The organism is Sphingobium sp. TomMM15 (genome assembly GCF_055397045.1).
In genome coordinates this window covers 309,449-327,489 of sequence record NZ_AP027314.1, presented here as the reverse complement: position 1 = coordinate 327,489, position 18,041 = coordinate 309,449, and the positions used below count along the sequence as shown (strand labels likewise).

22 protein-coding genes are annotated in these 18,041 nt (G+C 62.5%); 13 read left to right on the top strand and 9 right to left on the bottom strand.

The window, feature by feature from the left end:
• Positions 1 to 22: 22 nt before the first annotated feature.
• Complete coding sequence (gene nhaA, locus ACZ51H_RS01775; RefSeq protein WP_464802258.1) at positions 23 to 1,219, top strand: Na+/H+ antiporter NhaA; 1,197 nt, start codon at positions 23 to 25, stop codon at positions 1,217 to 1,219.
• Here nhaA and ACZ51H_RS01770 read toward each other — a convergent pair.
• Positions 1,197 to 2,507, bottom strand: coding sequence for an SLC13 family permease (locus ACZ51H_RS01770; protein ID WP_464802257.1), 1,311 nt, complete (start codon positions 2,505 to 2,507; stop codon positions 1,197 to 1,199). The genes nhaA and ACZ51H_RS01770 overlap by 23 nt on opposite strands.
• A gap of 103 nt (positions 2,508 to 2,610) precedes the next feature.
• Here ACZ51H_RS01770 and ACZ51H_RS01765 point away from each other — a divergent pair, with 103 nt between their 5' ends.
• Together ACZ51H_RS01765 and ACZ51H_RS01760 are read left to right on the top strand one after the other, a co-directional pair.
• Complete coding sequence (locus ACZ51H_RS01765; protein WP_464802256.1) at positions 2,611 to 3,477, top strand: hypothetical protein; 867 nt, start codon at positions 2,611 to 2,613, stop codon at positions 3,475 to 3,477.
• 71 nt (positions 3,478 to 3,548) lie between these two features.
• A complete protein-coding gene (locus ACZ51H_RS01760) occupies positions 3,549 to 4,415 on the top strand; it encodes an SDR family oxidoreductase (RefSeq protein WP_460987619.1) in 867 nt (288 codons plus the stop codon).
• Positions 4,416 to 4,467: 52 nt separating this feature from the next.
• Here the strand turns inward: ACZ51H_RS01760 and ACZ51H_RS01755 are convergent, their stop codons facing one another.
• From ACZ51H_RS01755 to ACZ51H_RS01730, 6 genes are all read right to left on the bottom strand, one after another.
• Entirely contained in the window at positions 4,468 to 4,977 is a 510-nt protein-coding gene (locus ACZ51H_RS01755) for a DUF1993 family protein (protein ID WP_464802255.1), read from the bottom strand.
• Between the two features lie 159 nt (positions 4,978 to 5,136).
• On the bottom strand, positions 5,137 to 5,685 hold the full coding sequence (locus tag ACZ51H_RS01750; protein WP_449471430.1) for a hypothetical protein: 549 nt from the start codon (positions 5,683 to 5,685) through the stop codon (positions 5,137 to 5,139).
• A 508-nt stretch (positions 5,686 to 6,193) separates the two neighbouring features.
• Positions 6,194 to 6,559 (bottom strand): winged helix-turn-helix domain-containing protein, encoded by a 366-nt coding sequence (locus ACZ51H_RS01745; protein WP_464802254.1) that lies wholly within the window; start codon positions 6,557 to 6,559, stop codon positions 6,194 to 6,196.
• Between the two features lie 43 nt (positions 6,560 to 6,602).
• Positions 6,603 to 6,851, bottom strand: coding sequence for a hypothetical protein (locus ACZ51H_RS01740; protein ID WP_196225513.1), 249 nt, complete (start codon positions 6,849 to 6,851; stop codon positions 6,603 to 6,605).
• Positions 6,852 to 6,958: 107 nt separating this feature from the next.
• Positions 6,959 to 7,192, bottom strand: a complete 234-nt coding sequence (locus ACZ51H_RS01735) for a hypothetical protein (RefSeq protein ID WP_449471427.1) — start codon at positions 7,190 to 7,192, stop codon at positions 6,959 to 6,961.
• A gap of 190 nt (positions 7,193 to 7,382) precedes the next feature.
• Positions 7,383 to 7,748 (bottom strand): UrcA family protein, encoded by a 366-nt coding sequence (locus ACZ51H_RS01730; RefSeq protein ID WP_464802253.1) that lies wholly within the window; start codon positions 7,746 to 7,748, stop codon positions 7,383 to 7,385.
• 480 nt (positions 7,749 to 8,228) lie between these two features.
• On the opposite strand from ACZ51H_RS01730, the gene uvrA reads away from it, so the two are divergent.
• The 10 genes from uvrA (at position 8,229) to ACZ51H_RS01680 (ending at position 16,193) form a co-directional block, all read left to right on the top strand.
• Positions 8,229 to 11,165: an excinuclease ABC subunit UvrA gene (uvrA, locus tag ACZ51H_RS01725; protein WP_464802252.1), complete on the top strand. Its 2,937-nt coding sequence runs from the start codon at positions 8,229 to 8,231 to the stop codon at positions 11,163 to 11,165.
• A gap of 149 nt (positions 11,166 to 11,314) precedes the next feature.
• Complete coding sequence (locus ACZ51H_RS01720; RefSeq protein ID WP_464802251.1) at positions 11,315 to 12,007, top strand: hypothetical protein; 693 nt, start codon at positions 11,315 to 11,317, stop codon at positions 12,005 to 12,007.
• Complete coding sequence (locus tag ACZ51H_RS01715) at positions 11,988 to 12,545, top strand: TIGR02391 family protein (RefSeq protein ID WP_464802250.1); 558 nt, start codon at positions 11,988 to 11,990, stop codon at positions 12,543 to 12,545. The genes ACZ51H_RS01720 and ACZ51H_RS01715 overlap by 20 nt, the downstream gene beginning before the upstream one ends.
• Positions 12,546 to 12,584: 39 nt before the next feature.
• Positions 12,585 to 12,761, top strand: a complete 177-nt coding sequence (gene relB / locus ACZ51H_RS01710; protein ID WP_464802249.1) for a type II toxin-antitoxin system RelB family antitoxin — start codon at positions 12,585 to 12,587, stop codon at positions 12,759 to 12,761.
• Positions 12,761 to 13,033 carry a type II toxin-antitoxin system RelE/ParE family toxin gene (locus tag ACZ51H_RS01705; RefSeq protein WP_464802248.1) on the top strand — a complete coding sequence of 91 codons (273 nt, stop codon included), beginning with the start codon at positions 12,761 to 12,763 and terminating at the stop codon, positions 13,031 to 13,033. Before relB ends, ACZ51H_RS01705 begins: the two co-directional genes overlap by 1 nt.
• 295 nt (positions 13,034 to 13,328) lie before the next feature.
• Positions 13,329 to 14,357: a hypothetical protein gene (locus ACZ51H_RS01700; protein ID WP_464802247.1), complete on the top strand. Its 1,029-nt coding sequence runs from the start codon at positions 13,329 to 13,331 to the stop codon at positions 14,355 to 14,357.
• Positions 14,358 to 14,647: 290 nt separating this feature from the next.
• Positions 14,648 to 14,860 (top strand): cold-shock protein, encoded by a 213-nt coding sequence (locus tag ACZ51H_RS01695; RefSeq protein ID WP_449471421.1) that lies wholly within the window; start codon positions 14,648 to 14,650, stop codon positions 14,858 to 14,860.
• Between the two features lie 64 nt (positions 14,861 to 14,924).
• Positions 14,925 to 15,134: a hypothetical protein gene (locus ACZ51H_RS01690; protein WP_464802246.1), complete on the top strand. Its 210-nt coding sequence runs from the start codon at positions 14,925 to 14,927 to the stop codon at positions 15,132 to 15,134.
• A gap of 258 nt (positions 15,135 to 15,392) precedes the next feature.
• A complete protein-coding gene (locus ACZ51H_RS01685) occupies positions 15,393 to 15,632 on the top strand; it encodes a hypothetical protein (protein ID WP_464802245.1) in 240 nt (79 codons plus the stop codon).
• Positions 15,633 to 15,854: 222 nt separating this feature from the next.
• Positions 15,855 to 16,193, top strand: coding sequence for a glycine zipper 2TM domain-containing protein (locus ACZ51H_RS01680; RefSeq protein ID WP_449471418.1), 339 nt, complete (start codon positions 15,855 to 15,857; stop codon positions 16,191 to 16,193).
• A gap of 62 nt (positions 16,194 to 16,255) precedes the next feature.
• Here the strand turns inward: ACZ51H_RS01680 and ACZ51H_RS01675 are convergent, their stop codons facing one another.
• Together ACZ51H_RS01675 and ACZ51H_RS01670 are read right to left on the bottom strand one after the other, a co-directional pair.
• Positions 16,256 to 17,185 carry an electron transfer flavoprotein subunit alpha/FixB family protein gene (locus ACZ51H_RS01675; protein WP_464802244.1) on the bottom strand — a complete coding sequence of 310 codons (930 nt, stop codon included), beginning with the start codon at positions 17,183 to 17,185 and terminating at the stop codon, positions 16,256 to 16,258.
• Positions 17,182 to 17,931 carry an electron transfer flavoprotein subunit beta/FixA family protein gene (locus tag ACZ51H_RS01670; RefSeq protein ID WP_464802243.1) on the bottom strand — a complete coding sequence of 250 codons (750 nt, stop codon included), beginning with the start codon at positions 17,929 to 17,931 and terminating at the stop codon, positions 17,182 to 17,184. The genes ACZ51H_RS01675 and ACZ51H_RS01670 overlap by 4 nt, the downstream gene beginning before the upstream one ends.
• Positions 17,932 to 18,041: the final 110 nt, after the last annotated feature.

The window sequence follows — 18,041 nt, the reverse complement described above, 5'->3', positions numbered from 1 at the left end:
AATTGGCCGTTAGAACAGCGGGATGAGCGTTTCTCCCCTGATCACCCGCCCCGTCTCAATGATGCGCGCCTTCCTCGCGGCGGAAGCGGCAGGCGGTATCATCCTGATCGTGGCTGCGGCTCTGGGGATGTTCGTCGCCAACTCCGCCCTGTCGGCCGACTATTTCCACACCCTCCACATCGACCTGGCGGGGCTCAGCCTGCTCCACTGGATCAACGACGGCCTGATGGCGCTGTTCTTCCTGATCGTGGGCCTCGAAATCAAGCGGGAGGTGCTGGACGGGCAACTCGCCCGATGGCCTGATCGCCTGCTGCCCGGCCTTGCAGCAGCGGCGGGCGTGATCATGCCCGCCCTCATCTATGTCGCCATCAACCGGGGGGACGCCACCGGCCTTCGCGGCTGGGCGATCCCCGCCGCAACCGACATCGCCTTTGCCCTCGGCGTGCTCGCCCTCCTCGGCCCACGCGTACCGGGATCGCTCAAGATATTCCTCGCGGCGGTGGCGATCATCGACGATCTGATCGCCGTTCTCATCATCGCCCTCTTCTACAGCGGACAGCTCAACCTGCTGCCCCTCGCGCTGGCCGTCGCAGGTCTGGCCTGCCTCGCGCTCTGCAATCGGGCGGGGGTCAACAGCCTGTGGCCCTATATACTCATCGGCGTCTTCGTCTGGTTCTGCGTGCTGCAATCCGGCATCCACGCCACGCTGGCCGGGGTCGCCGTGGCGATGACCATCCCCTTGCGAAAAACCCCAGCCGCCCCCGACGACCAGCATTCGCCGCTGTCCCGTCTCGAACATGGCCTCCACCCTTGGGTCGCCTATGCCATCGTGCCGCTGTTCGGTTTCGCCAATGCGGGCGTGTCCTTAAGCGGGGTCGCGCTATCCGACCTGGCTCAGCCCGTACCGCTCGGCATCGCGCTCGGCCTTTTCGCAGGCAAGCAACTCGGCATATTCGGCACCGTCTGGCTCCTGTCCCGCCTCGGCTGGGCCAGCCGCCCGGCCCACTCCACATGGGCGCAGGTCTATGGCGTGGCGCTCCTCTGCGGCATCGGCTTCACCATGAGCCTCTTCATCGGCGGCCTCGCCTTCGCGCCCCATCCGGATACAGGCGATGCGGCAAAGCTCGGCATCCTGCTCGGCTCACTCGCCTCCGCCACCGCCGGTTTCCTTATCCTGCGGCTCGCGCCCGGCCTGATCAGAACGGAAAGAACATACTGATCGCCGCCACCGCGACCACGCAGGTGATCAGGTTCAAGGGCAACCCCACCCGCACGAAATCCATGTAGCGATAGCCGCCCATCTGATAGACGATGACATTGGTCTGATAGCCAAAGGGCGTCGCAAAGGCCGCGCTCGCCGCCATCATCACCGCGACCAGAAATGGCCGGGGACTAACCGCCAGACTATCGGCCAGCGCCACCGCAACCGGCGTCACCAGCACCGCGACCGTCGCATTCGACAGCAACTCCGTCAGCACCATCGTCACCAGATACAACACGACCAGCGCGATCAGCGGGCTCAACCCATGCACGCTGCCGATCAGCATCCGCGAAGCATCCGCCGCCAGCCCGCTCTGCTCCATCGCGATGCCGATCACCACCATGCCCGCGATCAGGATCAATATCTGCGGCCGCAGCCCGCTATAGGCCTCGTCCGCGCTGATCACCCGCAGCAGGATCAGTACCACCGCCCCGGCAAAGGCGCTCGCCGCGATCGGCGCGACGTCGATCGCCGCCAGCCCCACCGCCGCCGCAAACACCCCCAGCGCAATCGCCGCCTTGGCGGGCTTCAGCGGCCGGGGCTCGGCGAAGACCGCCGGGTCGCCCACCTGCGCGCTGTACACATGCATGGTATCGATCGGCTGCGCTTCCCCCTCCCGCTCGTCCGCCTCATGACGGCCGCCGAGCAGCTTCTTGCTGAACAGGAACAGGTACAGCCCGCCCGCCAGCGCCATCGGCAACCCCACCGGCGTAATCTCGAAAATGCCAAAGCGCGGCTGCCCCGCCACGCTCGCCATGTCGTCCACCAGCAGGTTGGTCGATGTGCCGATCAACGTACAGCAGCCGGTCAGGATGGTGATATAGGACAACGGCATCAGGAACCGCTTGGGCGAAAGGCCCAACGTATTGGCAACGTCGCGAACGACCGGCGCGCCCAGCACCACGATCGGCGTCGAATTGAGGAAGCAGGACGCCGCGCCGATCATCGACAGCAGCAGCCACATGCCCGTCGCGCCCATCCGCCTGCACATCGCCACCGCCATCGCGATCGCCCGGTCGAGCAGCCCCGACAGCTCCAGCGCATAGGCAATGACGAACAACGACGCGAGCGCGATGATCGCAGGACTTGCAAAGGCGCCCTGCACATCGACCGGCCGCACGACGCCCGTCATCAACAGCACCGCCGCCCCGGACAGCGCGACGACATCGGCGCGCACCTTGTCCCAGATCAGCGCCGCGACGACGGCGGCCAGCACCAGCAGCGTCAGAACTTGGTCAATCGTCATGCGCCCCCTGCCTCGTGCCTGCTGCCGCCCCTGTCAACGCAGCAAGGCGGAAAAAAGATGATTATCTTCTGGAGGATGATGCTCGATTTGCTATCAATGGCTTATGCGTGAACCCAGTGCCAGGACCAGTCGGCTCGCCATAGCCGCAGGGCTTGCAGCTTTTATCGCGGTCGGGGCGGGCGGTTTCCTTCTTGGACGCGGCACAGCGCCCAAGGCTCCGCCGCCCGCGCCTGCCCCCGTCACGGTCATCCCACCGCCATTCCCGGTACAGCCGCAATCCCCCCGCCTCTGGGGCCGCGCGGAGATAGCCGACCTCGCCCGCCGCGCCACCGACGCCCTGTCATCGGGCAAGCCGTTGCCGGACGACATCGCAGGGGCCGTGGGCCAGCGGTTCGATCTCTCCCTCCCCTTCGGTTGCTCGGGCGCTGCGGATAAGGACAGTGGCGCCCCCATGCGCTGGCGCTATGATGAAGCGGCTGGCGTGCTCCGCGTCCATGTCAGGCCGATTTCGTGGAAAGCCGCTGATCTCGGACTCCCCGCGCAAGGCGACAGCTATGATGCCGAGGGTTTCTGGATGCAGCGGCCCTGGTCCACCAACGACGAATGCCCCGCCCCTGCAAAAGCCACCGCGCCCGAACCGGACGGAACCGCGCCCACGCCCGACCAAAGCCTGGCCCTCGCCCAATTCGGCCAGAATGACGGCAACGACCTGTGGCGCCACGGCCGCCCCTTCGAAAAAGTACTGCGCCTCGCCCCTGAAGATTTCACCCCCTCGCGCGGGCTGAGGCTCAGGCTTATCGGCCGCATTGAACGGGTGCCCGGAAACGGCCCGGTCCACTGCGCCCAGCCGCTAGGGATCGAACAGCGGCCCGTATGCGTCCTCGCTGTCACCCTGCGCGAAGTCCGCATGGAAATACCGGGTGCGGACGCCCCGATCGCCATCTGGGAAAATCGCAGCACGGGCGGCTAGGCGACCCGCCCTGCCGCAAGCGCATGAACCATCCCCCAACCCAAGTGTTGGCCGAGGAAAGGAGATGCGCCATGTCCGACACCCAATCCGACAATCATGAAGAGATGATCCACGAAGACGGCTTGCCCGGCCACGAAAGCAAGCTCGAACCCAAGCCCGAATGGGAACCCCGCTATCCCGGCTCCGGCCGCCTCGCCGGAAAAGTCGCTCTCATCACCGGCGCGGACAGCGGCATCGGCCGAGCCGTCGCCGCCCTCTACGCCCGCGAAGGCGCCGACGTCGCCATCCTCTACCTCTGCGAACATGACGACGCGAAGAAGACTGCCCAGATCGTCGAGGCCGAAGGCCAACAGGCCCTCACCATCGCCGGAGACATTGGCGAAAAATCCTTCTGCGACGACGCCGTCAAACAGGTAATCGACCGCTTCGGCCGCCTCGACATCCTGGTCAATAACGCGGGCGAACAACATCCCGATCAGGACATCACCGACATCACCGAAGAACAGCTGCGCCGCACTTTCCAGACCAACATCTTCGGCATGTTCTTCCTGACGCAAGCAGCACGCCCGTACCTCCAAAAAGGCGCCGCCATCGTCAACTGCACCAGCGTCACCATGTATCAGGGCTCGTCGGAACTGCTCGACTATTCCAGCACGAAAGGCGCCATCACCGCCTTCACCCGTAGCCTGTCGGAAAATCTCGTAAAAGACGGCATCCGCGTCAACGCCGTAGCCCCCGGCCCGATCTGGACCCCGCTCAACCCCTCGGGCGGCGCGAGCCCGGAAAAGCTCGAACATTTCGGCGAGTCAGTCCCCATGGGCCGCCCCGGCCAACCCAACGAAGTAGCCCCCGCATTCCTCTTTCTGGCGTGCGAGGACGGCAGCTACATGTCCGGCCAGGTCCTCCACCCCAACGGCGGTACGATCGTGAATGGATAACTGGTCCAGAAACCGTCGAAAGTCGGCTGAACCGCCAGAGGAACCGCTTCTGCTACGCAGGCAAAGCTTTATGGCGCTCCATATGCGGCAGAAAATCCATCTTGCCGATGTCCAATCCCGCGTTGCGCAGCAATGCATATGCCATTGTTACGTGAAAGTAGAAGTTCGGCATTATCCAGTCGCGAATATCCTCCTCCGACGACATAAGGAAGCGGATGCCATTGGGCAATGTGAGATCGACGACTGTGTCGGCGTCTGCCCAACCAGCGGGGACTGCTTGATCGTTTAGCGATCGAACCACCGCAATGCGTTCGGCAACCTCCGCGAGTGATTTATACGATACAACTTCGAGTGGGACGCTCTGCCCGGCGACTTGATTCAGTGCCAGCAGTACTTGGTTCAGAGCCACGCGAAACTGCATCTCCAGCGGAAACATGTCGTCGGTCAGTCTCGCCGCGAGCACATCATCCGTCATCCCAGAATCGATAGCTTTCTCGACAAGGTGATCGAGGCTGCCGAGCATGTTGTCGAAGGTCATCCGGGCGGACAGAGCGTAGGACATCGCAGACCCTCAAAAAAAGCCGGTGCAAAGCTATGGCATTCGCCTCTGCGGTCAAGCGGCGATCGAAGCATAACATTTCAAAGGCGCGGCAATCCTCACGGCCGCCACCGCCTCGCTTCAATCATATCGCCCCTCCCCCGGAGGAACGCCAGCAAAAGCTCAATTCGCCTTGCTCATATCCACCTTCTCCACCCACTCCGGATAGAAGGTCGGCTCCCGGTTAGACCACCCCACCGCCGTCGCCGCCGCCTCGCTGATCGACTGCAACAGCGCCCGCCGCTTCTCAGGATGCAGATGCGGCAAGCTCGCCGCCGCGCAGAACGCGCCCGGCAACCACGGCCTGGCCCCCGCCCCCAACAGCCGTTCATACAAAAACCGGTAGGCCGAAAAGCTGCTCAGCCTGTCCTGCCCCAAATCGAAAGCCGAAATCGTCACCAGCGGCGCCATGAACGGCTCCATCTGGTCCAGCCCGCTATCATCGGGCACCCGCGCCTTGATCTCATCCAGCCGCCCGTAGATGCGGGCCTGCGCGCGGATGCTCGCTTCCTCCACCATGTCGCGCGACCATAGCTTCATGGCGTCGCGGCGGTGTAGGCCGATGTCCAGCGACCGGCGGATATAGCGCTGCGTGGCAGACGGGAAACTGGCGAATTCGCGCAATTCAGCCAGGGTGATTGCCCCGTCAGCCGGTCTTGCATTAGTGCCCATGCTCTTGCCCTCCGACTTCAAGTCGATCAGCAGAACATGCGCCCAACATGGTTACTGTAAGCTTAAGCGCCGGTTCTGCCGACAACTACAGGGAATCACTTTTCCTTGTGCGTCGCAACATGTAATTTTTGTGAAAGCGACAAAAGGAGGCAGCAAAGCCCCCTTACAAAAGAGCATCGGGTCCTTAAGCAACGGCAAGCCGCAAACCCTCCCTCTGCGCCTTCTGCGTTCTCCGCGCGAAAATATATCACGCGGAACGGCAGCGATACGGAAGCACAATCAGAAGGCGAAGCGAGCGCCCCAGACTTAACCTCTATCCAGCTCCCAAGCCTCGCCTCAAGGACAAAGCTGACGCCTGACCCCTCCGCGCCTCCGCGTGAACCAAAATAGGGCGCGGCCACCAGCCACGCCCCAAAACGCAAAACCCTAAGCAACATCCCGTTGAGAACCCGCGAAACCACGCCACCCCCGGCATCCTACGCGATGCCCAAGTGCCGCCGCATCCTCCTCACTCGTCCGCCTGAACCGGCAACGGCTCGCCCCGCAACTCGCGTGCAAGGTCGGGCCAATGCGACCGTCCGGCCGCACTCGCCGCCGCCTTCTGCAACCCGCGATATTGGGCAAGCACGCCAAGCCCCAGCTCCGTCAGCACCGCGCCCTCACTCGACGTCGCCACCAGCGGCGCAGACCAGCATCGGTTCATCACATCCACCAGCATCCAGCAGCGCCGATAGCTCATCTTCAGCTTCCGCCCAGCCGCCGAGATCGACCCCTCGCTTGCGATCGCGTCCAGCAGGTCGGCCTTGCCCGGCCCCATGGCGATCTGGTCGCCACAATAAAGCTGTATCTTGATCTTCAGTGCAGGGCCGCTCATCCGCCCATTATGGCATGGGCAGGCCGCCCCGCCAATCGCGGCGTCAGGCTCGCCGCTCCAACACAGCGCCAATCATGCTGCGCCACACCGCGACATCACCCGCCTGCGCCATCTGCTCATCGGGCTCCCGCAGCGTGTGCAGGATAGCATAGGCATCATCCAGATAGTTTTGCCAACTCGCATCCACCGCGCCCGCCGCATGGGGATCATCGCCCTCGCCATTCAGGCTCAGCTGGCGTCCGGCCAGCACCCGGGCAATGCGTTCGATCGCGGGAGTAGCGGAAGTCGGCATCAATAAGGCTCCTCTCACCTTGCAGCGTCGTGCGCTTGGCGAACCGCCCGGCCACCGCCGATCCGGTTCGCCTCGCCCATGGATCATATCACCAATATCGCCGCCGTCTATCGCCCAGCCTTCTCATCCTCATCTTCTTCTTCGTGAAATCCCGAAGAAGGAACCGGATCGCCATGGTCGCCCGGCTTGGTGGCCGACGGCGGATCGGACGCATCCATACTGTCCATCAACCCTTCCTCCAGCTGCTCCTCGGGGGTGACGGCATGGTCCTGCGCATCGGTGGGACGCTCATCATGCGCTTCTTCACGGCTGTTGGGACGAATATCGGTCTTGTCGCTCATCTTGCTCTCCTCAGCGCACGAATGTCGCGCGCCACGCAGGATCAACGGCCAGTCCCGATGGCCGGTTCCCAGCAAGCATCCTCCAGCGCTCAATGTCCCCCCTCCCGCAAGCGGGAGGGGGTTAGGGGGTGGGCCAGCGCAACGCCAGCGATGAAGAGCCGATCACTCCTCCCCCCTCAAACGCAAAGCCTCAATTCCCCGCGCCAGGCACCTTATCCTTGCCCACCTCGGCAAAGCGGCTCGCATCCTGACCCTGCGCCTTGGCGATCGCGATGGCGACCGGCTCACCGACATGATCCACCGCCGCGATCTGGCACGACCGCAAATCCTGCATGGTCCGGCCCGGACACACCTTCACCGCAGCACGGCGGATGCAGGCATTCAATTCCTGCTGACCCGACTTCTTCGACAGGTCCAGATCGTCATAGCGCACATCGATCGTACGGCCGTTGGATTCAAACGGAATAACGCTCGCCTGCGCCGCCGCGCCCATCAACACGGTGGCAGACAGTGCCGCCAGCATGGCACCGCCGGTGCGATTGATAAAAAATGTCATGATGGTCCCCCTTCGATTGAACTGCTTGGGACTCGTCGCTCTTCAGGCGACCTGGTCCGCGATAAAGCCGCGAAGGCTGGGACCCGTCAGTCCTTCCGGCAGGGCGCAGATTTAAACAGGCCAGCGGTCTCTGTCGATCCCCAAAAGCCTTGTTGTCGTAGCGTAAAACACCACTCGTCTAAAATGGCCGAACAAGAAAACGCCCCCGGCGCAAGGGACGGCCGGGGGCGTATCCGGGATGCTGTCGGGCTATCCGGGATCTCTCATATCTACAGAAGTCGAGACGCCACCGCCGCAGCTTTCCCGTCGCGGCCCTTATACACCTGATCGGTTAATATCGCTCTACCTTTCGGTGACCCGCCGCCTGCTCGCGCTGGAAAGCATGGGCCGCTTGCGAGCCGCCGCCTGCTATCCCATATCCGCGCCCATAGCCCGGCAACGGCCTTGCCCCCAAAGAACAAATCTGGAACAACACGCCCCATGAGTCTGACCACAATTTCCGTACGCGGCGCGCGTGAGCACAACCTCAAGGGCGTGGACGTCGATCTCCCCCGCGACAGCCTGATCGTCATCACCGGCCTGTCCGGCTCGGGCAAATCCTCCCTCGCCTTCGACACCATCTATGCCGAGGGTCAGCGCCGCTATGTGGAGTCCCTCTCCGCCTACGCCCGCCAGTTCCTGGAGATGATGCAGAAGCCGGACGTCGAACATATTGACGGCCTCTCCCCCGCCATCTCGATCGAACAGAAGACGACCAGCCGCAACCCGCGCTCCACCGTCGCGACGGTCACCGAAATCTACGACTATATGCGCCTCCTCTGGGCGCGCGTCGGCATCCCCTATTCCCCCGCGACCGGGGAGCCGATCAGCGCCCAGACCGTCAGCCAGATGGTCGACCGCGTGATGCAATTGCCGGAAGGCACGCGCTTCTACCTCCTCGCCCCCGTCGTGCGCGGCCGCAAGGGCGAATATAAGAAGGAACTGCTGGAGTGGCAGAAGGCGGGCTACACCCGCGTCCGCATCGATGGCGAAATGTATCTGATCGAAGACGCCCCCGCCCTCGACAAGAAATACAAGCATGACATCGAAGTCGTGGTCGATCGCCTAGCCGTGGACCCGGACATGTCCACCCGCCTAGCTGACAGCTTCGAACAGGCCCTAAAGCTCGCCGACGGCCTAGCCTATGTGGATTTGGCTGACGGCACCATCGACTCCCTCTCCCCTTCAGGGGAGAGGGCCGGGGAGAGGGGAGCAACCCCCGGAAAAATGAAAAACGCAGGCATCCCGGACAACCGCATAGTCTTCTCTGAAAAATTCGCCTGCCCCGTCTCCGGCTTCACCATCCCGGAAATCGAACCCCGCCTCTTCTCCTTCAACGCCCCCCAAGGCGCCTGCCCCGCCTGCGACGGCCTCGGAGAACGCCAGGAGTTCGACCCCGAACTCGTAGTCCCCAACGAGCACCTCACCCTCAAAAAGGGCGCCATAGTCCCCTGGGCTAAGTCCAACCCGCCCAGCCCCTACTACATGCAAGTCCTAGGCTCCCTGGCCAAGGAATTCGGCTTCAACCTCGAAACCCCCTGGCAAGACCTCCCCCCAGAGGTAAAAATCCTCATCCTCCACGGCACCGGCGGCAAGCCTGTCACCCTGCGCTTCGTCGACGGCAAGAAGAGCTACGAGGTCAAAAAACCCTTCGAAGGCGTCATCGGCAACCTCAACCGCCGCCTCCTCCAGACGGAATCCGCCTGGATGCGCGAGGAACTGAGCAAATACCAAACCGCCATGCCGTGTGAGACATGCCACGGCGCCCGCCTCAAACCCGAAGCCCGCGCGGTCAAGATCGCGGGCGAGGACATCTCCATGTCCACCCGCCGCTCGGTGGTGGACGCGCTCGGCTTCTTCTCCACCCTCCCCGCGCACCTCACCGACCAGCAGAACCAGATCGCCAAGGCCATCCTCAAGGAAATTGTCGAGCGCCTCGGCTTCCTCAACAATGTCGGCCTCGACTATCTGAACCTCGACCGCACCAGCGGCACCCTGTCGGGCGGCGAGTCCCAGCGCATCCGCCTCGCCAGCCAGATCGGCAGCGGCCTGTCGGGCGTCCTCTACGTCCTCGACGAGCCCAGCATCGGCCTGCACCAGCGCGACAATGACCGCCTGCTCATCACCCTCAAACGCCTGCGTGACCTCGGCAACACCGTCATCGTCGTCGAGCATGACGAGGACGCGATCCGCATGGCCGACTATATCGTCGACATGGGTCCGGGCGCAGGCGTCCACGGCGGCACCATCGTCGCGCAAGGCTCCCTCAACGAACTGCTCGCCCACCGCGACAGCCTGACCGCGGACTATCTCAACGGCACCCGCCGCATCGAAGTCCCGACAAAGCGCCGCAAGGGCACCGGCAAGAAACTCACCGTCCACAACGCCCGCGCCAACAATCTGCAAAATGTCACCGCGTCGATCCCGCTCGGCACCTTCACCTGCATCACCGGCGTATCGGGATCGGGCAAGTCCAGCTTCACCATCGACACCCTTTACGCATCGTCAGCGCGCCAGCTGAACGGCGCGCGCATCGTCGCCGGCCCGCATGACAAGGTCACCGGCCTCGAACATTGCGACAAGGTGATCGACATCGACCAGTCGCCCATCGGCCGCACCCCCCGATCCAACCCGGCCACCTATACCGGGGCCTTCACCAACATCCGCGACTGGTTCGCGGGCCTCCCCGAAAGCCAGGCGCGCGGCTACAAACCCGGTCGCTTCAGCTTCAATGTAAAGGGTGGCCGCTGCGAAGCCTGCACCGGCGACGGCCTGCTCAAGATAGAGATGCACTTCCTCCCCGACGTCTATGTCACCTGCGACGTCTGCCACGGCGCGCGCTACAATCGCGAAACCCTGGAGGTAAAGTTCAAGGGCCACAGCATCGCCGACGTGCTCGACATGACCGTCGAGGATGCGGTGGAATTCTTCAAGGCCGTCCCGCCGATCCGCGACAAGATGGCGATGCTCGCCGAAGTCGGCCTCGGCTACATAAAGGTCGGCCAGCAGGCCACGACCCTCTCAGGCGGCGAAGCCCAGCGCGTCAAACTCGCCAAGGAACTCGCCCGCAGAGCCACCGGCCAGACGCTCTACATATTGGACGAGCCCACCACCGGCCTGCATTTCGAAGACGTCCGCAAACTCCTCGAAGTCCTCCACGCCCTGGTCGAACAGGGCAACAGCGTGGTCGTGATCGAGCATAATCTGGACGTCATCAAGACCGCCGATTGGATCATCGACATGGGACCAGAGGGTGGCGTCAAGGGCGGCGAAGTCGTCGCCGAAGGCACGCCGGAAAAGGTCGCGAAGAATGCCCGGAGCTTTACCGGGCGCTATCTCGCGCCGTTGTTGGGGATGGAGGCTGTGGCAGCGGAGTAGGTTTAGTTTGGTTGAAGTTTTCTCGTTGACACGGCCACGGACTATGACGGTTTTATCCTATATAAATGTTAATTCACTGATATCAGATGATTTAATACTTCTTTATCCGTAATAAACTTTGTGGCATTTCTTACATGAAGGAGTTCCACATGGCAGAGAAGAATCGCTACCCTCAAATACCAAGCACCGTATGGTGGGGGGTTCGTTCCATTTTTCAGAGAACGCCCACCGCAGCTATCGATGATCGCTTTTTGGGAGTCCAGCTCGGCGTTCAAGAAGCAGCCGCACGGGCTTATATCAATGATCTTCGTGCTGTGGGGATTCTCACTGAAGAGGGAAAAGCGACACCGCTCGCCAACAAGTGGCGGTTAGACGAGACCTATTCGGAGGCCGTCGAAGAACTCATTAAGGCAGTATATCCAGAAGGGCTCATTCATTTAGCGCCGCCCGGTGAGGCAGAACGGCAAAAGGTTGTGTCATGGTTCCAGAAGGAGGGACTGGGAACAGGGGCAGCAGGAAACAAGGCCGCAACCTATTTATTGCTGTCGACGCCAACTCCGAACGAGGCGGCTAGAACTGGTTCAAAAAGTCCTTCTAACGATGGCAATAGCCGGAGTCGGCCCTCACCAAAGCCAATCAAGGGCGAAGAAAGAGCAAGAATAGTTACCTCAACGCCTGCAACTTCCGGAAATAATGCTGTTGGCCAAGGCAAATCAAGCAACGAAACATTCCCGTTAAATGTGAATGTTCAAATACATATTAGTGCTGATGCTGGATCTGAACAAATCAATTCTATTTTTCAGGCTATGAGGAAGTATCTATATGACGCTCCGCATCCTTGATGGTATCCGGAGGCTTCAAGAACATCTCTTTGAGTTGGGAGTCGCGAGGTCAGTTCTTGCGCTTCCTGCTCCGAGAATGTTGGCTTTGCCGTCTCCGACGTCAGAAGGTTCCGAACCTGCGAGCGTTTTCGCCCACATGATAACCGAGCCCGAAATCCACGGCGTTTCTTCCGACTTGTTTGTGTCGGGCCACTACAACCTCGCCGTTTCAGAAGCGTATAAAGCCGTAGACAAATATATCGCCCAACGCGTTCCGGTAGTCTCGCAAAGCGGCACTACCTTGATGGATCAAGTATTTTCTCCTTCGGCTCCACATCTTCGTTGGTCCGCTATGGAAACACCTTCCGAGATTGACGAGCAGAAGGGTTATCATCGGTTATTTGCTGGCGCTATGCTCGGAATACGGAACCCAACCACTCACGAGTTTGGCTGGGTTGATGAACCAGAATTGGCTCTTGAACTCATCGTGTTCGCACAGCACCTTCTTAAGAAGGCCAAAATCGCTGCATTGAGCTCTGGGAAGTCCAAGGCCGCTTAAGGGGCTGGCCATCAACCGCAGAGCTGCTATTTTCCACTTATGACCAAACTCACCCCCATCGAGTCCGAGTTCGCGACGACCGAGGAAGCCGAGGCCTATGACGCCTGGTTTCGCGCGAAGGTTGAGGCAAGACTGGCATCCAAAAGCCCCCGCATCCCGCATGATGAGGTCATGGCCCGGATGCAAAAGATCATAGACCGGCGCAAGAGCGCCTGATGCTCCCATTGATTTGGGACGAAGGTGCGCTGGATGATCTCGAAGCCATCATCGACTTCATAGAAATGCACAACCCGGTCGCCGCAGAGCGCCTCGGCAACGCCATTCGCGACACCGCCGAACGCCTGCCTGCCCATCCCTATATGTACCGCACTGGCCGAGTGCCCGGAACCCGCGAAGCCTTGGTCACGCCCAATTACGTCCTCGTCTATCGCGTCACTGATGCCATAGAGGTGCTGGCCGTCCTTCACACCCGCCAGCAATATCCCTGAACTGACAGAAAGGGGCGCACCGATGGCCGACCAATACGAGCGCCCCGTCATCGACATGGCCGAACTCGGCGCACGCATCGCCCGCCGCCGCGCCTAACTCGGCATTACCGACGCCGACCTACCCCGCAACAGCGGCACCCGCCGCACCGCTTCCAAATAGGCGCTGCTCAAAGCCATCAAGGACGCAGGCGGCAACTGGTAGCCCTTCCACCGACGTTCCCATTTTGTTCTGTCCTACAACCCCCAACCTGTTATACCGTCCCGGCAAACCCTCCCATAAAAAGGAGCTTTGCCCATGTCCTACCACTTCGCCTCTCTCCCTCATGGCCTCCCCACCCCCGCGCAGCAAAGCCGCGTCGACGGCTGGAGCCCCGCGCGGCAGCGGCACTTCCTTGAAACCCTCGCCGCCACCGGCGTCATCACCACGGCCTGCGACGCCGTCCACATCTCGCCCCGCGCCGCCTATGCCTTGCGCATCCGCCGCGACGGCGCGGCCTTTCGCCTCGGCTGGGACGCGGCCATCCTCATCGCCCGCGCGCGCCTCGCCGACGATCTGCTCGCCCGTGCGCTTAACGGCCATGAGGAAGTGATCCGCAAGGACGCCGACGCAGGCGAAATCACCCGCCACCGCCACGACAACCGCCTCGCCATGTCGATGCTCTCCCGCCTCGACCGCATGGCCGACAACCCGCCCGAAGGCAGTGACGCCGCGCTCGCCCGCGTCGTCGCGCAGGATTTCGCCGCCTATCTCGACATGCTCTGCCCGCAGGAACAAGCGCCAGAGCAAGCCGCGCCCGCCCAAACCCCAACAGCGGAAAACCACCCCGCCCTCACCCCGGACAGCGACAAAGCCGCCCTGCCCAACGCAGACCCGTCCGATCCCACCCTCCCCGCCAGCATCGAAGCCACCGCCACCGCCCTCTCTCCCGGAGCCTCCGCCGCGCTTTTCATCGCCGCGCGCATGGCGCTGCATGAGGGCAAAAAGGCTGAAGCCCACCCCTTCCATGAACACTGTGAACTTCGCCCTCCGCTGGTCGATCGCGCCACCCTCCCGCCCGACGAAGCCGCCGCCCGCCTGCGCGGCGCATGGTGGGATGAGGAGCGGGAAGCCTGGCGCACCGACTATCCCGCCCCGCCCGGCTTCGACGGCGAAGAGAGCGGCGACATCTACGACATAGACGCTTATGAGCGCGACCTGACCCCACAGGAAAGCGAAGCCTTGAGCCTACTGGAGGAAGCCCAACGCCGCCCCTACGAAGCCGCCGCCGCACTGGCCCGCGACGCCTTCTTCGGCTTCGCGGCGCTGGAACAGGCGGTGGGATAGGATCGGAATTCAACCCGCTCAGCCCCGTGTTCCTGCGAAGGCAGGAACCCAGTTCCGACCGGCCTCGCTGGGCTATCCCAGGCCACATGCGCAGACCGATCGCCCTGCGCAGGATAGGGCCAAAACCGCCCCGCCCTTGCAATTTTCTCCCAAAAGCCCCACATAGGACAGGCTATAGTCGCAAATCGACGGTCTTTCGGCGCTTTGCGGCACCAAACTTCCTTCTTTCCCTGCCCCTCTAGCGACCGGTCCGTCCACGCTGGACAGACCGTACGAACGAAGGAACTACCATGAGCATCACCGGAACCGTCAAATTCTTCAACGCCGACAAGGGCTATGGCTTCATCGCCCCTGACGACGGCACCCCCGACGCGTTCGTCCACATCACCGCTGTCGAGCGCGCTGGCCTGGCCACGCTGCGCGAAAAGGACCGCGTGACCTATGATCTGGAACAGGATCGTCGCGGCAAGATGGCGGCCGTAAATCTTCAGCACGCTGAATAAGCCATGCTGACCGTCCGGGCGCCGTTTCCACGGCGCCCGGGCACTATCTGACAAAGGAGCGCATATGACGCACCCCGACTATCGCGCCCTCGCCGCCCAGGCTCGCAACGAAGCCCAGGCCGCCACCCTCGCCAACGTCCGCGACCGCTGCCTCCGTTCGGAAGCGACCTTCCTCGCCATGGCCGAACGCCAGGACCTCGCCGACCGCAACCGCGCCCGCCGCGAAGCTGCCTCAGCCGCCGCGCTCGCACAAAGCAGCGCCGTCAACGCCTGAAGCATTGCTGGCCGGGCACACCCGGTCATGCCCCCCGCCGATGCGATCGGTCGACCAGGCCGGGAAATACGCACCGAGAAAAAACGCGCGGATTCCTGCGGCTCCGCCCTGTGACATCACCGCCCCGACGGCCCGCCCCTCCGGCAATCGCCACAGCCGCTCATCTTGTCGAATACTCCAAAGCGTCCGGAACTCGACGCCTCCTGACCGGTTATCTCCGCGACCCTGACAGGAACACCCGGTAAGGAGCTAGACGCAATGATCCGCACTCTGATTTTCGGCGCCATCGCAGGTTATGTCGGCAAAAAACTGTACGACGAAGGCAAGCTGACCGAGTTCAAGGAAGACCTCGTCACTCGCTACAATAAGGCCCGCGACGACCTCTCGAACCGCACGGGCAACTCCACCAGCAGCAGCCTCGGCGGTAGCAACATGTCCCCGGCGATCACGCCCACCCAACCGCGCCATACAGCGCCGGGCTCAACCCTCGCCAGCTGACACGCGGCTGACACTTTAAAAAATACTCATTCCGGCGGCTTATCCCTCTGGCCGCTGGCCACCGCCCGCCCGGCCCGCGTTTCCCCCCTTTCGCGGCGCCGTGGCGGGTGGACTAATGTCCGCCTGTCCCTCTCCCCATAAAGCCGTTCCGCCCACGCAACTTACCCGGATTTGAAGGGTTGTTACGCAGCCGGGGGCCAAAGAAAGATAGGAGAGTGACTGATGCGCACCCCGATAATCGCCGCCGCCTTGCTGGCCCTGCCGCTGGCGGCCTGCACCACGGATCGCTACAGCGACCGCTATGGCTACAATCACCCCGCAGGAAGCTATTCCGGCCGAGTGATTACCGACGATGACTATATCTACCGCGACAATGACGGCCGCTATTATTGCAAGCGCAACGACGGCACCACTGGCACGATAGTCGGCGCGATCGCGGGCGGCGTCCTGGGGAACATCATCGCCCCCGGCGGCTCAAAGACGCTCGGCACCATCCTCGGCGCAGGCGGCGGCGCAATCGCCGGCAACGCGATCGACCGCAGCAGCGTCCGCTGCGAATAAGAAAAAAGGGCGCGACCATCGGCCGCGCCCTCTTCACTACCCTTACGGGATAAGGAAGTTACTTACAGCTTACCAGTAAGCTCCGGCACAACCTTGAACAAGTCGCCCACCAGGCCGATGTCCGCGACCTGGAAGATCGGCGCATCCTCGTCCTTGTTGATGGCGATGATGGTCTTGCTGTCCTTCATCCCCGCCAGATGCTGGATCGCGCCGGAGATACCCACGGCAATATAGACTTCCGGCGCCACGATCTTGCCAGTCTGCCCAACCTGATAATCGTTCGGCACATAGCCAGCATCAACAGCGGCGCGCGAAGCACCAACCGCCGCACCCAGCTTGTCCGCCAGCGGGAAGATGACCTGCTCAAACGTTTCGCCATCCTTCAGCGCACGGCCACCCGACACGATGATCTTGGCCGAAGTCAGCTCCGGACGCTCCTGCTTGGCGATTTCGGCACCAACGAAGCTGCTGAGGCCCTTGTCACCCGTCGAGGACACAGCTTCCACCGCGCCCGAACCACCCTCACGAGCCGCTTTCTCGAAAGCGGTGCCGCGCACGGTGATGACCTTCTTCGCGTCCTTCGACTTGACGGTCGCGATCGCGTTGCCCGCATAGATCGGGCGCGTGAACGTGTCCTCGCTCTCGACCGACAGGATGTCGCTGATCTGCATCACGTCCAGCAGAGCCGCGACGCGAGGCGCGATATTTTTGCCATTGCTGGTGGCAGGCGCGACGAACGCGTCATGGCTGCCCATCAGTTCAACGACCAGCGGCGCGACATTCTCGGCCAGCGCATGACCAAATGCCGCGTCGTCGGCGACATGGACCTTGCCCACGCCAGCGATCTTCGCAGCAGCTTCACCCACGCCACCGACGCCAGCGCCAGCGACCAGCAGATGCACTTCACCCAGCTTGCCAGCAGCGGTGACGGCGGAAAGGGTCGCGTCCTTGACGGCGCCGCCCTCATGTTCAACCCAAACGAGCGTCTTCATGCTGCAACTCCCAGAGCCTTGAGCTTCGCGACCAGTTCATCGACATCGGCCACCTTGACGCCAGCCGAACGCTTGGCGGGCTCGGTGACCTTCAGCGTCTCCAGACGGGCGCTGATGTCCACGCCATAGTCAGCAGGCGTCTTGGCCGCGAGGGGCTTGCTCTTCGCCTTCATGATGTTGGGCAACGAAGCATAGCGCGGCTCGTTCAAACGCAGGTCGGTGGTGACGATCGCAGGGACGTTGAGCTTCACCGTCTCCAAACCGCCATCGACTTCGCGGGTCACCCTGACCTTGTCGCCCTCAACCTCGACCTTCGACGCAAAGGTGCCCTGCGGCAGATTGAGCAGCGCGGCCAGCATCTGGCCGGTCTGGTTGCTGTCATCGTCGATCGCCTGCTTGCCCAGGATGATCAGGCCAGCGCCTTCCTCTTCCTGAACCTTGGCGAGCAGCTTGGCGACGCCCAGCGGTTCGACCTCGTCATCCGTCTGGATCAGGATCGCACGATCCGCGCCCATGGCAAGCGCTGTGCGCAGCGTCTCTTGCGCCTTCGCAACGCCGATCGACACCGCCACGACCTCGGTCGCCACGCCCTTTTCCTTCAGGCGGATGGCTTCCTCAACCGCGATCTCGTCGAACGGATTCATGCTCATCTTGACGTTCGCCAGATCAACGCCCGTCCCATCCGCCTTCACACGCGGCTTCACATTATAGTCAATGACCCGCTTCACGGGCACAAGGATCTTCATCGCAACATCCTTTCGTTTCACGCCACAGCCCGCATATGCGGACAAGGACGCAGGCGGCCTAAAAGACCGCCTGCGCCCCATGGTGTCTGTTCAAATGGCTGGAAAGTGCC

What these genes read in the sequence shown, in the direction of transcription:
- nhaA (WP_464802258.1), top strand. Translation starts at nt 23, where the DNA reads ATGAGCGTTTCTCCCCTGATCACCCGCCCCGTCTCAATGATGCGCGCC.
- ACZ51H_RS01770 (WP_464802257.1), bottom strand. Translation starts at nt 2,507, where the DNA reads ATGACGATTGACCAAGTTCTGACGCTGCTGGTGCTGGCCGCCGTCGTC.
- ACZ51H_RS01765 (WP_464802256.1), top strand. Translation starts at nt 2,611, where the DNA reads ATGCGTGAACCCAGTGCCAGGACCAGTCGGCTCGCCATAGCCGCAGGG.
- ACZ51H_RS01760 (WP_460987619.1), top strand. Translation starts at nt 3,549, where the DNA reads ATGTCCGACACCCAATCCGACAATCATGAAGAGATGATCCACGAAGAC.
- ACZ51H_RS01755 (WP_464802255.1), bottom strand. Translation starts at nt 4,977, where the DNA reads ATGTCCTACGCTCTGTCCGCCCGGATGACCTTCGACAACATGCTCGGC.
- ACZ51H_RS01750 (WP_449471430.1), bottom strand. Translation starts at nt 5,685, where the DNA reads ATGGGCACTAATGCAAGACCGGCTGACGGGGCAATCACCCTGGCTGAA.
- ACZ51H_RS01745 (WP_464802254.1), bottom strand. Translation starts at nt 6,559, where the DNA reads ATGAGCGGCCCTGCACTGAAGATCAAGATACAGCTTTATTGTGGCGAC.
- ACZ51H_RS01740 (WP_196225513.1), bottom strand. Translation starts at nt 6,851, where the DNA reads ATGCCGACTTCCGCTACTCCCGCGATCGAACGCATTGCCCGGGTGCTG.
- ACZ51H_RS01735 (WP_449471427.1), bottom strand. Translation starts at nt 7,192, where the DNA reads ATGAGCGACAAGACCGATATTCGTCCCAACAGCCGTGAAGAAGCGCAT.
- ACZ51H_RS01730 (WP_464802253.1), bottom strand. Translation starts at nt 7,748, where the DNA reads ATGACATTTTTTATCAATCGCACCGGCGGTGCCATGCTGGCGGCACTG.
- uvrA (WP_464802252.1), top strand. Translation starts at nt 8,229, where the DNA reads ATGAGTCTGACCACAATTTCCGTACGCGGCGCGCGTGAGCACAACCTC.
- ACZ51H_RS01720 (WP_464802251.1), top strand. Translation starts at nt 11,315, where the DNA reads ATGGCAGAGAAGAATCGCTACCCTCAAATACCAAGCACCGTATGGTGG.
- ACZ51H_RS01715 (WP_464802250.1), top strand. Translation starts at nt 11,988, where the DNA reads ATGACGCTCCGCATCCTTGATGGTATCCGGAGGCTTCAAGAACATCTC.
- relB (WP_464802249.1), top strand. Translation starts at nt 12,585, where the DNA reads ATGACCAAACTCACCCCCATCGAGTCCGAGTTCGCGACGACCGAGGAA.
- ACZ51H_RS01705 (WP_464802248.1), top strand. Translation starts at nt 12,761, where the DNA reads ATGCTCCCATTGATTTGGGACGAAGGTGCGCTGGATGATCTCGAAGCC.
- ACZ51H_RS01700 (WP_464802247.1), top strand. Translation starts at nt 13,329, where the DNA reads ATGTCCTACCACTTCGCCTCTCTCCCTCATGGCCTCCCCACCCCCGCG.
- ACZ51H_RS01695 (WP_449471421.1), top strand. Translation starts at nt 14,648, where the DNA reads ATGAGCATCACCGGAACCGTCAAATTCTTCAACGCCGACAAGGGCTAT.
- ACZ51H_RS01690 (WP_464802246.1), top strand. Translation starts at nt 14,925, where the DNA reads ATGACGCACCCCGACTATCGCGCCCTCGCCGCCCAGGCTCGCAACGAA.
- ACZ51H_RS01685 (WP_464802245.1), top strand. Translation starts at nt 15,393, where the DNA reads ATGATCCGCACTCTGATTTTCGGCGCCATCGCAGGTTATGTCGGCAAA.
- ACZ51H_RS01680 (WP_449471418.1), top strand. Translation starts at nt 15,855, where the DNA reads ATGCGCACCCCGATAATCGCCGCCGCCTTGCTGGCCCTGCCGCTGGCG.
- ACZ51H_RS01675 (WP_464802244.1), bottom strand. Translation starts at nt 17,185, where the DNA reads ATGAAGACGCTCGTTTGGGTTGAACATGAGGGCGGCGCCGTCAAGGAC.
- ACZ51H_RS01670 (WP_464802243.1), bottom strand. Translation starts at nt 17,931, where the DNA reads ATGAAGATCCTTGTGCCCGTGAAGCGGGTCATTGACTATAATGTGAAG.